Origin of the sequence: Acinetobacter sp. LMB-5, assembly GCF_001541635.1 — a bacterium.
In the GTDB taxonomy this organism is placed as follows: Bacteria; Pseudomonadota; Gammaproteobacteria; order Pseudomonadales; family Moraxellaceae; genus Acinetobacter; species Acinetobacter pittii.
On sequence record NZ_LRDR01000003.1, the window covers coordinates 1 to 14,177 of the forward strand.

General features: G+C 38.0%; 15 protein-coding genes and 2 pseudogenes. 8 read left to right on the forward strand and 9 right to left on the reverse strand.

The features are described from left to right. The 3 genes and pseudogenes from AW165_RS20270 to AW165_RS20045 all read left to right on the forward strand — a co-directional run. Window positions 1-82 (forward strand): annotated as a pseudogene (locus AW165_RS20270) (hypothetical protein); the annotation flags it as partial. An 85-nt stretch (window positions 83-167) separates the two neighbouring features. After that, window positions 168-641, forward strand: coding sequence for a hypothetical protein (locus AW165_RS03385; protein ID WP_060464951.1), 474 nt, complete (start codon window positions 168-170; stop codon window positions 639-641). Next, window positions 620-769, forward strand: a pseudogene (locus AW165_RS20045) (hypothetical protein); the annotation flags it as partial. The gene AW165_RS03385 and the pseudogene AW165_RS20045, both read left to right, overlap by 22 nt. A gap of 104 nt (window positions 770-873) precedes the next feature. Here the strand turns inward: AW165_RS20045 and AW165_RS03390 are convergent. After that, window positions 874-1,158, reverse strand: a complete 285-nt coding sequence (locus AW165_RS03390) for a YciI family protein (protein WP_005804582.1) — start codon at window positions 1,156-1,158, stop codon at window positions 874-876. Window positions 1,159-1,193: 35 nt separating this feature from the next. After that, window positions 1,194-2,096: a DMT family transporter gene (locus tag AW165_RS03395; RefSeq protein WP_060464952.1), complete on the reverse strand. Its 903-nt coding sequence runs from the start codon at window positions 2,094-2,096 to the stop codon at window positions 1,194-1,196. A gap of 108 nt (window positions 2,097-2,204) precedes the next feature. Here AW165_RS03395 and AW165_RS03400 point away from each other — a divergent pair, with 108 nt between their 5' ends. After that, window positions 2,205-3,071, forward strand: coding sequence for a LysR family transcriptional regulator (locus AW165_RS03400; RefSeq protein WP_060464953.1), 867 nt, complete (start codon window positions 2,205-2,207; stop codon window positions 3,069-3,071). Window positions 3,072-3,306: 235 nt separating this feature from the next. Beyond that, window positions 3,307-4,017 carry an aspartate/glutamate racemase family protein gene (locus AW165_RS03405; RefSeq protein WP_060464954.1) on the forward strand — a complete coding sequence of 237 codons (711 nt, stop codon included), beginning with the start codon at window positions 3,307-3,309 and terminating at the stop codon, window positions 4,015-4,017. 36 nt (window positions 4,018-4,053) lie between these two features. Here the strand turns inward: AW165_RS03405 and AW165_RS03410 are convergent, their stop codons facing one another. Then, entirely contained in the window at window positions 4,054-4,950 is an 897-nt protein-coding gene (locus AW165_RS03410; RefSeq protein ID WP_060464955.1) for a LysR substrate-binding domain-containing protein, read from the reverse strand. A 170-nt stretch (window positions 4,951-5,120) separates the two neighbouring features. On the opposite strand from AW165_RS03410, the gene AW165_RS03415 reads away from it, so the two are divergent. Both AW165_RS03415 and AW165_RS03420 read left to right on the forward strand, forming a co-directional pair. Further along, on the forward strand, window positions 5,121-5,540 hold the full coding sequence (locus AW165_RS03415; protein ID WP_014207781.1) for a hypothetical protein: 420 nt from the start codon (window positions 5,121-5,123) through the stop codon (window positions 5,538-5,540). 95 nt (window positions 5,541-5,635) lie between these two features. After that, window positions 5,636-6,070, forward strand: coding sequence for a hypothetical protein (locus AW165_RS03420; RefSeq protein ID WP_032063079.1), 435 nt, complete (start codon window positions 5,636-5,638; stop codon window positions 6,068-6,070). A 102-nt stretch (window positions 6,071-6,172) separates the two neighbouring features. Here the strand turns inward: AW165_RS03420 and AW165_RS03425 are convergent, their stop codons facing one another. Together AW165_RS03425 and AW165_RS03430 are read right to left on the reverse strand one after the other, a co-directional pair. Next, a complete protein-coding gene (locus AW165_RS03425) occupies window positions 6,173-7,528 on the reverse strand; it encodes a S8 family peptidase (protein WP_060464956.1) in 1,356 nt (451 codons plus the stop codon). A 35-nt stretch (window positions 7,529-7,563) separates the two neighbouring features. Next, entirely contained in the window at window positions 7,564-7,872 is a 309-nt protein-coding gene (locus tag AW165_RS03430) for a hypothetical protein (RefSeq protein WP_017481693.1), read from the reverse strand. 586 nt (window positions 7,873-8,458) lie between these two features. Between AW165_RS03430 and AW165_RS03435 the strand changes: the two genes are divergently transcribed. Then, the gene (locus tag AW165_RS03435; protein WP_032036665.1) at window positions 8,459-9,253 is read left to right on the forward strand and encodes a hypothetical protein; all 795 of its coding nucleotides are present in this window, start codon (window positions 8,459-8,461) and stop codon (window positions 9,251-9,253) included. A 59-nt stretch (window positions 9,254-9,312) separates the two neighbouring features. Here AW165_RS03435 and astE read toward each other — a convergent pair whose 3' ends face one another. The 4 genes from astE to astA are packed head-to-tail and all read right to left on the reverse strand — an operon-like array spanning window position 9,313 to window position 14,163. Next, window positions 9,313-10,287, reverse strand: coding sequence for a succinylglutamate desuccinylase (gene astE / locus AW165_RS03440; protein ID WP_060464957.1), 975 nt, complete (start codon window positions 10,285-10,287; stop codon window positions 9,313-9,315). 12 nt (window positions 10,288-10,299) lie between these two features. Further along, window positions 10,300-11,643 (reverse strand): N-succinylarginine dihydrolase, encoded by a 1,344-nt coding sequence (gene astB / locus AW165_RS03445; RefSeq protein WP_060464958.1) that lies wholly within the window; start codon window positions 11,641-11,643, stop codon window positions 10,300-10,302. Window positions 11,644-11,662: 19 nt separating this feature from the next. Then, window positions 11,663-13,132: a succinylglutamate-semialdehyde dehydrogenase gene (astD, locus tag AW165_RS03450; RefSeq protein ID WP_060464959.1), complete on the reverse strand. Its 1,470-nt coding sequence runs from the start codon at window positions 13,130-13,132 to the stop codon at window positions 11,663-11,665. Then, window positions 13,132-14,163 carry an arginine N-succinyltransferase gene (astA, locus tag AW165_RS03455; RefSeq protein WP_032052634.1) on the reverse strand — a complete coding sequence of 344 codons (1,032 nt, stop codon included), beginning with the start codon at window positions 14,161-14,163 and terminating at the stop codon, window positions 13,132-13,134. The genes astD and astA overlap by 1 nt, the downstream gene beginning before the upstream one ends. Window positions 14,164-14,177 lie beyond the last annotated feature (14 nt).

Sequence of the window (14,177 nt, forward strand, 5' to 3'; positions counted from 1 at the left end):
AAAAGCAAACCGTTTACGTTTATTGGCTCAGTTACGTAACTTGTTTACTGCAGTGGCTGATGTGAGCGTGTTGCAGGGCTAAGCCTTTATTAGTTGTAAATTAATGAGAACCCCTCTATAGATTAGTGGGGTTTTTTAATATTAAAAATAAATCCGCAGTCATCATAATGAATACCACTTCAATTAAAAATTTTTATCGTATAGATGCTTATCTTGTTCTTTGCCACACCCTTTTACTGGTAATCGGTTATGGCCTATGGAAAGTATATCCTCATATAAAGACCAAACCAGATATGAGCGGCCTGTTCTTTATGATTATCTCTATTCTAGGCGGTTTTGCAGGGCTGATTATGCTAGCTGTAACTCTGCCTCGTTTAGATCGTTCTGTTCGTAATTTATCAGTGAACAAATTTATTTTGGCTCTGCTGTATTGGGTTTCTAGTACCATTATTTTCGTACTATTTGGCATCAGCAAATTCTTCTTCAATAACCCGCTAGTTTTGTTGGTTTTTGTTTTGGTTTTTTTCAGCAGTGTTTATCTTTCGGTGATTCGCCTTGCAGATATGCGTCAAAAAGACTGGCTGATCTTAAGCGGAATTTTTGGAGCTATTGTGCTGTTCTTCTTTTTGCCAAAGCTTTAGAAAATGGTTTAAGTAAAGATTCTGAGCTTGCAGCACTTCGCCCACCGATTGATGCATTCTTTGATGGTGTAATGGTAATGGCAGATGATGCTGACCTGAAGGCAAACCATTTACGTTTATTAGCTTAGTTACGTAACTTGTTTACTGCTGTGGCTGATGTGAGCGTGTTGCAGGGCTAATTAGCTTATTATGAAATAAAGGGATCTTTTATAGATCCCTTTATTTTTTTGAGTTAAACAAATTCTTTAATTTCTTCTAAACTTTTTGATGGCTCAAACCACATAAAATCATAATCAGCCACATCATGAATATAAAACGGATCGTTTTTCATGATTTCTTCAGCTTCTGGAATCGAAGAACTTAAAACTAAAATCACCCCACCTACTCTATTTTCGCGGCGCCCCGACGCTAAAAACTTCTTTTGCTCATAGTAATGATCTAAAAATGCAATATGCTGTTTCAGTACAGCATCAACTTCGGCTAACGGTTTTTTATAGGTCAAGGTAACAACAATCATTTCATTCTCTTAAAGCAAGTAGCGCATGACATAGCTTATTCGATAGTACGCCTATTCCCCCAATTCATCCATACCAAACTCCCCACAATAATTACTCCACCCAGCAGCACCATCATTGATGGTTTTTCATTTAAGAAAAGCACTGCCAAACTCATTGCGACAATCGGCGAGCAATATAGAAAATTCGATGCAATCGTTAATGGCATATTTTTAAGTACATAACCCCACAGCACATAAGCCATCGCACTTGGGAAAATACCCAATAAGACAACCGACATATTGGCTTGCCAAGTAGCATGTAAAATTTCATGGGGTAAATGAGTACTATAAAATAGTAAAGGAATGGTTCCGAACCAAATGATGTAGCACATCATGCTCAAAGCGTCATAATTTAAAGCAAATTTCTTATATAAATTAAAGTAGAGACCCCATGCAATTGCAGCCAAAACAATCAATAAACTATAAGGACTCGGTACACCAAAACCATGATCTCCACTGACCACCAACACGGCGCCGCAAAGTCCCAATAAAATACATAACCATTGTTTGAAATTGATTTGTTCCTTAAAAAGCAAAGCTGAAATAATAAAGGTAAATAACGGAATAGATTGGCTCAAAATACTAGAGGCAACCGCAGTCACATATTGCTGCCCTGTATTGATAAGCAGATGATGCAGCGTCACAGAGAACAAACCTAATACAGCAAGCGCAGGAGCATCTTTCCACTTTAAAGGCTGAATGCCTTTTTTTATGACCAAAAGCAGTAAAAAAAACGATGCAATCAAAAAGCGAAGTAAGGCAATGTGCTGTGGGGTATATGAATGCAAAGCACTATGCACACCAATAGGTGAATAACCCCAACAAAAAACGGTCACAGCAATACATAAATAGAGCTTAAAAGCTGGAGGCTGGGTTTCGGCAGCAAGAGAAATTGCCATGTTAAATCTGCACTAATGAAATGGAACTCTTTCATCATATGCGCATAGATAGTTGAATAAAATTAACTTATATTGAGTTAAATATTCATTAAAAGTGAATGATAAAACATGGATATCACTCAATTAAAGATGTTCCAAACCGTGGTTGAGTGCGGAACAATGGCAAAAGCATCAATGCAACTGCATTGTGTACCATCCAATATCACAACGCGCATTAAACAACTCGAAGAAGAGCTTGGAGCACCTTTGTTTTATCGTGAAGGTAAAGCTTTAAAACTCACCCCATCAGGAGAAATCTTTCTCGATTATTGTCATAAAATTTTAGCGCTATGCGATGAGGCAAAACGAAGCATTCATCCAGATGCACCGCCCTCTGGCCCACTCAGAATTGGTGCAATTGAATCTTCTGCTACCACTCGTCTGCCAAACTTGCTTGCGAAATATCATCAACGTTTTCCAGAAGTTTCTATTCAAATTATTACAGGCACATGGAAACAGCTATTAGTCGATATTTCTCAGCACAAACTTGATGGGGCAATTGTCGCGGGTAATATTGAGTTTCCGATGCTCAATAAACTCAGTATTTACCAAGAAGATATGGTCTTAATTGCATCTCACTCTTTGGGAGAGATTCATTGCCAAGAAGACCTGATTGGTAAAGAAATTTTTATGTGGACGGAAGGCTGTCCTTACCGTGCAGCCCTTGAAGAATGGCTTAAACTGAAGAATATCTCTCTTCCCATCACCAGCATTACCAGCTATGCCACGATTATTGGCTGTGTCAGTGCAGGCTCAGGGGTGGCGTTAGTACCTAAAAGTATTTATGAGCAATATAAAAATTTGGCCCATATCCAAAGTTATAAATTTGAATATCTTGCTTTTATGCAGAACCACTTTTTCTGGCACAAAAATGTGAGTAACCATAAAACTAGAGACATGTTTATAGAATTGATTAAATCTGAATTTATCGTTTAGATTTTTTCCTACAACCAACTATCCATGCAAAAATCTATGCTTTATATAAAAGCATGATGCATAAAAAGCATCGCTAAATTTCACATTTTAAAATTTTATAAATATAAAACAACAATTTAATCAAATACCAATTATAACTTTAGAAATAAGTTCTGCATAAGTCATCCGCTTTTTGCAACGACCCCAATAAAAATATGCTCATTCTAAACATATAGAATTTTTTGAGTCACTCAACATGAATAAAGCAATTGGAATCTTAGGTGGCATGGGGCCACAAGCTACGATTGATGCTATGAATAAAATTATTAGAAATACACCAGCACATTGCGATCAGGAACATATTCCTGTCGTTACAGTTTCTATCCCAGATATTCCTGACAGAACTCAAGCGATTATAAATCAAGATAATAAACCACTCGAAAAAATGGCTGAATATCTTAAAATCTTAGAAGCAGCACAAGTCGGTTGTATCATTATTCCTTGTAATACTGCTCATTTCTGGTTTAACCAATTACAAAAGCGCACCCAGACTAAAATGATCAGTATTATTGAATCTGCGGTTCATTTTATTCAAGATAGCCAAATTGATGAGGTTTGTATTCTTGCTACATCTGCCACAATAAACACCGAGCTTTATCAAAGCCAGTTTATTGAAAATAGTATTGGTTTCTCTACTCCTTCGGCTGAAATGCAAAATAAAATAATGCAAAGTATTTACCAATACAAAGCAGGTGATATTAAAAAATCTAAACAAATGATGAAAGAAATTATTAATTTTTATGGTGAAAACAAAAACATAAAATTCCTATTGGCTTGTACAGAAATTCCACTCATTCTAGAAGAGAGTATTGAGGCTTATCCTGAACTATTTATAGACACAACTGATGTACTCATTAAAAATGCAATTGCGTGGTATCAGAATGCTCCTACAGCAAAAGTTGCATAATTAAATAAAAGACAATGCGATTTATGCATAAAAAGTTTAGGCAATTGTCCAATCAATTGCCTTCACAAAACTCCATAAACTTTCAGAAGCTGTATTGAGCCTCGCACTGCTACGATATAAGTAAATATCTACAGATAAAACTGAATCTTTCATAGGCACAATCATAAGTTGATTTTTTTCAAGCTCATCCTGAATGCTGTAATCAGGTAACCACCCTAATCCATATCCCCCTTTAATCATATCTTTAAGCAATAAACTCATTGAAGACACAAAATTTGTCTCAAATTTGTCTGAATGATGCTCTTGAAGAAACTTATTTACTTTTTTACCCATGTAACTGTCATCGGTGTAATTCATGAGCGGAACTGAAGCATCTTCAAGTGAATATTTGGGACGACCTAAATGGTTAGGTGCAGTGACTAAATAAAGCTTTGCTGAAAATAATTTATGGCACAAGAACTGTGGATTCATAAGCTCGTCATCATAAAAAGATGCAATAAAATCACATTGTCCATTTTTGAGAGAATCTACAGTTTCATTTACGTTAATGGCTTCAACATGAAAAATCTTTTCTTGATAGTTTTTTAAATTTCCTAAAATTTTAGGGAAAATATAACCCGCCAATGAGTGAGCAGACGCAATAGTGACTTTACTTCTAACATGATTGTCACCTTTAATTCGATCTATATTGAACTCAAAATCATCTAGCAAATTTCTGGCATGTAGAACAAAAAGCTTACCCTTTTCTGTCAACTGTAACGGCGAAGTTTCTCGGTCAAAAACCTCGAATCCCAGACTATTTTCTAGAGCCTGAATACGGCGACTTAGCGAAGACTGTGAAATATTCCTAATATCAGAAGCTACTGTAAAATTTCGGTATTTTTCTAGAATGATCAGATCATATAACCATTTTAATTCTATATTTTGTATCACCTGAAGCTCCAGATCATTCTAGGAATTTAGATATGCTATTTAATTATATTTGAAATGATGATTTATCGTAATCAAATCGTATGGGTTTTATCTCATTGCAGTACAAGCTTTATTTTTAACAGTAAGATCACCACTTCATCTTTTGATTCTGGTTGGGGAGATTGATCCATATGAAAACCTTACAAGTGTTATGCGTTGCAAGTTCTATATTGGCTTCATCAACCTTATTTGCAGAAACAACACAGCCACAGCAAATTGTTGAAACAACACCTAAAACACAACCTTATGGTGACAATCCTAGCTTAGGACGCGTACTGTTGTATAAAACAGGCAAAGGCATACAAAATTTAGGAAACTCTATTCAAGGTGCTTCTGAAAAAACATCGAATAAAATTAGTGAGAAATGGCAAAACACCAAAGAATTTACTGCTGAAAAAGCAGAAGTCGTTCAACAAAAAGCAGATACAGCTAAAGTATTTACTGAACAGAAAATAGAGCAAGCCAAACAAAATATTACCAGTAGCCGAAATGGTGAAAATATTCCAATTGAGCAAGGTGAATTAAGTAAATCGAGCACAACAGCTAACTAATTTTTTGGATAGCGCGATAACTTTGCGCGCTTATAAACACAGATATTCATCTAGAAATAATGTCATTAACTATAAGAAAGCTGGGAATCTGCCTTATGAATAGTCAAAAACTCCTCTTTTCAACACTATGCTGCTTAGCATTAACTGCATGTGCGACCTCTACACCTCCTTCTTCATCTTATTCTCAAGCACAAGTTTTAGAACAAGATACGAATATCGAGGCTTATCCCTCTACTACAGGTAATGTAGCCAAACTCATTAAACAAGATAAACAGGCTTGTATGATTGAATTTACTGGCTATTTAGGGGGCGGACATGTAACTGAGCACTGGACTTTTAATAATAATGGTCTGATTTCAGCGACCTCATCGACTATGCAGTATCCTGATGAATCAGGCATATTAAATCAGGCAACCAACTCCACAACCAAAAGCTCAACGACATTTAATATTCAAGATCCAGAAATTCAGAATAATTTCAAGAAACTCCAAAACAACTTTAATCCAGCGAATCTAGCAAAGTGTAATTAATACTTTTTACATAAAAAGCCCGTTGCAGAAGTTACCCTTTGCAACGGGTTATAGCTATTTAAAAATTTCTTGGACCTAATTTAAAAAATTATAAATAAGCTATTAATTAATGGTTAAACCATTTGTTGCTGCCAGTAAATCAATACGTGGGAAAACCAAGCCCGTTCTTGAATCAGTAATTGGTTTACCTGTCGTTTTTAAACGGCTGATGGTTTGATCAATACTTTCTGTTGGACTCACGCTATTCGCTCGTAACAAAGCAATTGCACCTGCCACATGTGGTGTCGCTTGAGATGTACCGCCCATGGTATAACCACCCGCCGTTATCATTGCTCCTGGTGCTAATAAGGTCACAAGACTACCACCATTACTAAAGCACGCTACCTTATCTGCCGCTGTGGTTGGGTCCGAACATTTCACTGGGTTCCCCCATGACACACCACCAATATTACTATCATAAACAGCCCCTACTCTTACTGCACCAGCAACACAGGCAGGAGATGAAATTCCATCTGAAAATGCATCATTGCCTGAAGCGACTACAGGCACCACACCAGCAGCTCGTGCATTGGCAAATGCAGTTCCATAACTGCTATCACTACACTCCGAGGTATATTTAACACCTGGTACGCCAAGGCTCAAATTCACCGCTTTAATATTATAGGTTTGTGCATTATTTACAGCCCAATTAATCCCTGCGAGGATATCACTATCATAAGCTGTGCTTACCCACTTACCTTGGGATCTCACTTTTCTAAAGACATCAATACCTATAATTTTGGTTTTGGTAGCAACCTTAGATACGATGCCTGAAACATTACTCCCATGCCCATCATCATCTAAAGCGCCATCATCTGGTGCACTATCAAATGAATAAACCACTCGACATGTGCTTGATGGTGTATCTACTGCCGTACAGCCAAAATCAGAATGAAGATAATTAACACCTGTATCAATTACTGCCACACTAGAGCCTTCACCCGTAAAACCATTGGTATTCACTTGTGGTTGATTAATTAAAGGTAAACTTTCATTGGTCGTAGTCTGGTTAATACGGTTCGGATAAACCGCTTTAACATTTGGATCATTTAATAAAGTCACCAAAGCTTCGCGATTACTAATTCGATAGAAAGCTAAAGGCAAATTATTGTAGTCCCGAAGTACTTGGACACCACCAGCACGGTTAAACCTTGCCTGTATATTCTTTTTATTTGTTGCAATATAACTCCGCCGCTCTAAACCGGAAGGCACACTCACCGAAGGAATATTGTATTCGACGATTAAATCATTCGAATCATTATTGACCAAGGCATCCAAATCGATTTTGCCCTGAAATACTTTTTGTTTTGCTGCTTGATTTAACCGCTGTTTAGCACCTTGAGAATCTAAAGGAAGAGCGGATGCAGTTGTACTTAATATCGTACATAGACCTAATAGAAATAACGTTTTACTTTGCATTATTTTTCTCCGTAGTTTTTCAACTAACAATTTGCTTATTTCGCTTTTATTTCATTTGCTGGATCTTTTTCTGGATCAATCGGTTGAATAGAAAGATCACTTTTTGTGTCATAAAAAGGAACAGTATCAGCTGATACCGATTGAGGATAAGTTGAATGTTGAGATAGATTTTTAGGTTGAGTAGGCTCCTTAAGTTTAGAAAGAAAGGACGATGTGTCTGGTTGTGGCGAATTCGACTCATGTAAAGCAGAATTGAACACATCAGATGCACCACTTGTTGGCTTAAGATAGAGAACAACGGCGACCAAGCCGACCAATACAAGAAGGGAAGCAATAATTTTCATCTGTCATATCTCTGTTTTTTTGTTTATAGATATCTATTTTTATTTTTGATTATCCGAAATAAAGTGCTATTTCTTTCAATACATTTCATGTGAAATTTCTATTTCATGAAATGTACAAACCTGAGAAAAGCTAAAGTACCTTTTCCCGAATAAGCAAAAATACAGTTCTGCCCTGTACATTTATATTTCTGGCAGAATATGGTTCAAAAAAGTGCTAAAAAAGCACTCCATTCTCATAATAAGCAATAATTATGCCGTTTCCTCTAATAAATAATTAGATTCACATCACATTTAAAGATATAAAGGATAAGTCGAGAAAAACCGAAAGAGAAAAAATTAAAGGATATTTTTTAAAAAAGGAAAAACAAGAGAGTCTAATTAGAATATCTAACAAATAAATGTTCTTTTTCACTTTATTATTAATTTTTATTAATCTTCACAATTTATCCCTAGTCTGTTTACTCAACGTAACACTGTTGTAACATTTTGATGAAGACAGTTCACAAGACTATATTGCCTTGGCTATGATTCGTTTGCGTTTATGAAATACCTCACTAAAAGGGTATATTCTTTGAAGGATATCGCAATGAAAATGATGAAAACAGCTATCGTTACTGCAAGTGTTCTTGCTTCTGCCTCTATTTTTGCACAAAGTGCGGGCGTTAATGCAGGTGCTTCTGCTCAAGTAAATGTACAACCGGGTGGTCTTGTTAGTGGCGTAGCCAATACAGTCAAAAATACTGCTCATAATGTAGGTAGCTCAGCAAAGCATGCTGGTCATGTAGCGGCTGACACTACAGTTAAAGCAACAAAAAAAACAACAGGAAAAGTGACTGAACTTTCTTCTAAAGCTGCAAATGGTACAAAACATTTTGCTGCCGAAGCTGCGACAGGTACTAAAAATGTAGCAACTAAAGCCGCAACTGGTACTAAACATTTTGCTACCGAAGCAGTAACAGGTACTAAAAATGTAGCGACTAAAGCTGCAAACGGTACTAAAAACTTAGCAGTTGAAGCGAAAGCTGATACAAAAGCAGGTGTTGATGCTGTAAAAGCTAAAGTTGCAGAAAAACAAGCTGACCAAAAAGAATTTACTGCTGAAAAACAAGCTAATGCTCAAGCGCATGTAGATGCTGTAAAAACTCGTGTAGCTCAAAACCAAGCTGAGCAAAAAGAGTTTGTAGCTGACACTAAAGCTGATGCTCAAGCAAAATTAAATGCAGCTCAACCAGCTCATGGAGTTAACGCTCAAACAGGTGTAAACGTTGGTGTTAATGTTGCTGGTATTAATGCAAATGCAAACGTAAATGCAGGCGCTCAAGCGACTACACAAAAAGCAGAAAAGAAATCTTTTATTAAAGGTCTTTTCGGTAATAACTAATCCGTTATAAATAAAAAAGAGCAATTAATTGCCCTTTTTTATTTCTCAAAATCAAGTATTCAATTCGCTTCAGTTAAAACTAAGCCCGCACGTAAACCAAGCTTCACATTTGGGTTTGGAAATAAAATCCAGACCTGATCTTGCTCAACCACATAATTACCAGAAGGTTGAGTTGCAATGATTTCACCTTTGGTAAAAGTCGAAAAATTCGGAGCTTCAGCAGATAAATTCATCTGGAAGTCTTCATCTTTTTTAATTAAAGAATCAGACACTTTAAAGACTCGAATTTTTGTTTTATTGCGTAGCGGTAAGGCTTGCTCAGAAACTACATTACGAAGAACTTCATCAATTGCAGCAAATTGGCTCAAGTCATTTTGCCCAAATGGCAAGGCTTTGCCTAACTCTAAAGTTGCGCTCGCCGCTTTAAAATTCTCACTCGTAAAATGTGTAAACGTTTTACCTACCGCATTGTGATAAACCAAAGCATCTAAATCGGCTGCTTCAAGACTTGCTGTTAAATCAGCATCATAGCTATGCATTTGATATGGAAATAAAGCAAACGTTGGTAACAATGAAGCACGAATTGCTGTGTGTAAATCATAGTGATAGCGTTTAGCGTCACTTGCACTTTCTTGAAAGAAGTTTGTGACAACTTGCTCTAAAACTTCAGCACGTTTTGATTCTTCAGTCACGGCTAGAGTTTTATATCCACCACAAAACATTCGATTTACATCGTCATGCACATAGCGTTTGCCTTGACGCATTGCATAAGGGTTACCCAATACAAGCAGCAACCTCACAGCAAGATTTAAACGCCCTGCAAATAAATCCGTGCACAGATGAGATAACAATTCAATTGGTGCTGTTTCATTACCATGCACTCCAGCTGACAGTACGACAGCTTTGTCGTACTGTGCGTTTGGCGTACATTCAAGAAGTCCTTCACCCAACCAACGCCAAGAAAAATTATTTTGTTTTCCTTCGCGAGTTGTAGGCTGCTCACCTTGTAAGGTTAATGCTAGAAAATCTTGCATGTCACCTCCTCATTATTTTTGGAAAGGATAAACCGAACCTAAACCTAAAATTTTGGTCAGTTCGTCAAGTGCCATACGGCTTTCCATTAACAAATGCGGATCAGCCAAATCTTCTTGTGCTAAACGATCACGATAATGTTTATCAACCCATTGATTGAGTGTGCCAAACAATTGATCATTCATTAGAACTTTTGGATTTACGGCATTTAACTCAGTTTCGTTCAAAGCTACACGTAAACGTAGACAAGCTGGACCACCACCGTTACGCATACTTTCGCGTAAGTCATATACCTGAATAGCATCAATTGGTGTGCCCATTTGAATCATGTCATTCAAATAGCCCCACACAGCTGTATTTTGACGAGACTCTTCCGGTACAACAATAGTCATTCCACCATCTGGACGAGTCAAAATTTGGCTATTAAATAAATAGGTTGCTACGGCATCGTCAACGGTAACACGGTTTTCAGGGACTTCAATTGAAATAAAGGCTTCACCGATGCTTGCCATTTTTTGACGAATTTCAGCAAAGGCCTGATCTTGATTTAAAAAGGCATGTTGATGATGGAATAAAACCTGTTGGTTACTTACCGCGATCACATCATTATGGAAAACGCCCTGATCAATTACATCCGGATTTTGCTGAACAAAAACAGTATGTGCATCATCTAAACGGTGCAAACGTGCAATTGCTTCACTTGCCTCACGCGTTTGACGAGCTGGATAACGTTTTGGTCCCGGTAAGCCATTATTTAAATGTTGTTGACCATAAACAAACACCTGAACACCGCGCTTAGCATAATCACCACCTAAACGATTGTGATTGGCTGCACCTTCGTCACCAAACAAAGCTACTTGTGGCAATGCTTCGTGGTGTACAAAGTGGCGTTCATTTTTAAAAATTGCTTGTAAAACTTGGCTTGTAGTTTCAGCTTCAATTGAACGGTGAAACTTATTGTTCAAGTTCGCTGCTGTAAAATGCACGCGCTCATCTTGACTATCTGCCGAAGGTGAAACGGTAGCCGCATTGGCAGTCCACATTGGAGAAGCTGAACTTAAAGATGATAATAGTTCAGGTGAATGACGCATTGCTTGAGCAACAACGCTAATGTCATCACCTGTAAAACCTAAACGGCGTAACATTGGAACATGTGGACGCTCATGCGGAGCAAGTACACCTTGTTTCATTCCCATGTCAGCCAAAGCTTTCATCTTTAGCAAACCTTGTTTAGCTGCTAATTTTGGATTCGAGGTATTATTACGGTTTTTTGTCGATGCTTCATTACCAAACGACAAACCCGCGTAGTGATGTGTTGGTCCCACTAAACCATCGAAATTTACTTCATATCCTTTCATTTTTTTCTTTCCCTAGTGTTTAAGGCAACACAATCCCTGGAGATAATTTTTCTGGTAAAGTTAAGCTGTCACTTTCAAGTGATGCCATTGGCCAAGCACAATAGTCGGCAGCATAAAAAGCACTCGCGCGGTGATTACCTGATGCCCCTACACCACCAAACGGTGCAGCACTTGAAGCGCCAGTTAACGGCTTATTCCAATTCACAATACCGGCACGTGCTTCAATGAGTAAGTCATCAAACAGTTCACGTTTTGGTGAAACCAAACCAACTGACAAGCCAAAACGAGTTGCGTTAGCAATTTTTAATGCTTCATCAAAGTTGTCATAACGTTGAATGGTGGTAAGCGGGCCAAAATATTCTTCATCCGGAATATCTTTCACGCCTGTGACATCAACAATACCTGGAGTAAGTAGAGAGCTGTCTTCTTGAGGACGTGTCATGGCTAATAAACTTTTTGCACCCAGCTCAAGTAACTTTTGCTGAGCATGCATCATGTTTGTTGCAGCAACTGACGAGATTACCCCGCCCATAAATGGTTGTTGTTCGTCGTTCCAACGGCCAACTTTTAGGTTTTTAGCAACCTCAACAAAACGTTGAATAAATGCATCACCTTCAGCACCATTTTTTACCAAGATACGGCGTGCACATGTACAACGCTGACCTGCCGAAACAAAAGCAGACTGAATAGCAAGATTAACTACTGCATCGACATCAACAATTTCATCAATAATCAATGCATTATTGCCACCCATTTCAAGCGCAAGAATTTTTTCAGGTGCACCTGCCATTTGCTTATGCAAGTGATAACCAGTGTTTGCACTTCCGGTAAACAATAAACCATCAATTTCATGTGAGGCAGCTAATGCTTCGCCCGTGGTACGACCACCTTGCACCAAGTTCATTACACCATTTGGCAGACCAGCTTGCTGCCAAAGTTTTACAGTTTCTTCAGCAGTCCAAGGCGTTAATTCACTTGGTTTAAATACAACTGTGTTGCCAGCAAGCAATGCAGGAACAATATGCCCATTTGGTAGATGGCCCGGGAAATTATATGGACCGAAAACCGCAAGTACACCATGCGGACGATGACGTAAAGATGCCACACCATCGGCCATTTCAGTTGAGCTTTCGCCTGTACGCTGGTGGTAAGCACGAATCGAAATCGCAACCTTGCCAATCATTGATTGAACTTCAGTTAACGTTTCCCAAAATGGCTTACTGGTTTCTTGGCTAATGACTTCTGCTAAATGCTTTTTATTTTCTTCAAGCAAAGCGGCAAATTTTTCAACAATCGCTACACGCTCTGCAAGTGGTAAACGCGCCCAGGCTGGAAACGCAGTACGCGCTGCCTGACAAGCTTGCTCTACATTAGTAGCAGTAGCCTCGGCACCTGACCATATAGTTTGGTTATCAACAGGATTTGTTTTTTCAAATGTTGCGCCGCTGCCTTGTAACCAGACACCGTTTATAAATAAAGAGTTTGACATCAGGATACTTCCATTGGATTTAGTGATAACACACGAACAACGTGACCTTCTTGTACACCGAGTTTTTCAGCTTGTTCATGTGTTAAATTTATTGTGTTATCAACAAGATCAAGCTTTAACAGCATTGCCTTATAGTCATGATAATTATCATTGGCAATGAGATATTGGGTCTTACCGACCACAGCCTCGCTTGTAATTTTGACGTTTAGTAACTGACTTTCTTTTACTGCTCGCAATTCATCAATATTGGCTTCAATAGTTGGACCAGCATCAAAAATATCGACATATCCTTGATAGCGTAAGCCTTCCGACTCAAGCACATGATAAGCAGGTAAAGTTTGTGGATGCATTTTTCCAATTACCTCTTGCGCATCTTTTGGCAAGAGATCTACATAGACTGGGAAACGTGGCATAAGCTCTGCAATAAACACTTTTTGCCCAATTCCACTCAAATAGTCTGCAGTTGAAAAATCCATATTAAAGAAATGGTGACCAATCGCATCCCAAAATGGAGAACATCCATTTTCGTCCGAGAAACCCCGCATTTCAGCAATTAACTTTTTCTCGAAATATTGCTTAAAGGCAGCGATAAACATAAAACGGATTTTCGATAAGAATTTACCGTTTTGGTTTTCACGACGCTCTGGATCTAAAAATAGTGTACAGAGTTCGCTACTACCTGTTCTGTCATTACTTAAAAATAAAGTAGGTAATGACTTATAGACATTTAATGCTTTTGAAGCGTGTACTTGAGTACCAACATGAAAGTTGTACCAAGGTTCAATGAGCCCTACAGCAACTTCAATTGCACTTAATCCAATAACACGTTGAGCTTCTGTATCTTCAAGAACAAATAAATAACCTTGTTCACTTTTATGGACATTGCCATTTAAAGTATTGCGAGTACGTGAAATTCGAGCCGAAAGTGTATCCATATTTTGTGGCAAGGAAGTCAGGCCTACACCCGACTTACCTGCTAATTTATAAATATCTTCAAGGTCTCGAAACTCGGCATGACGGACGATCATCATGGCTAGCTTTCCTT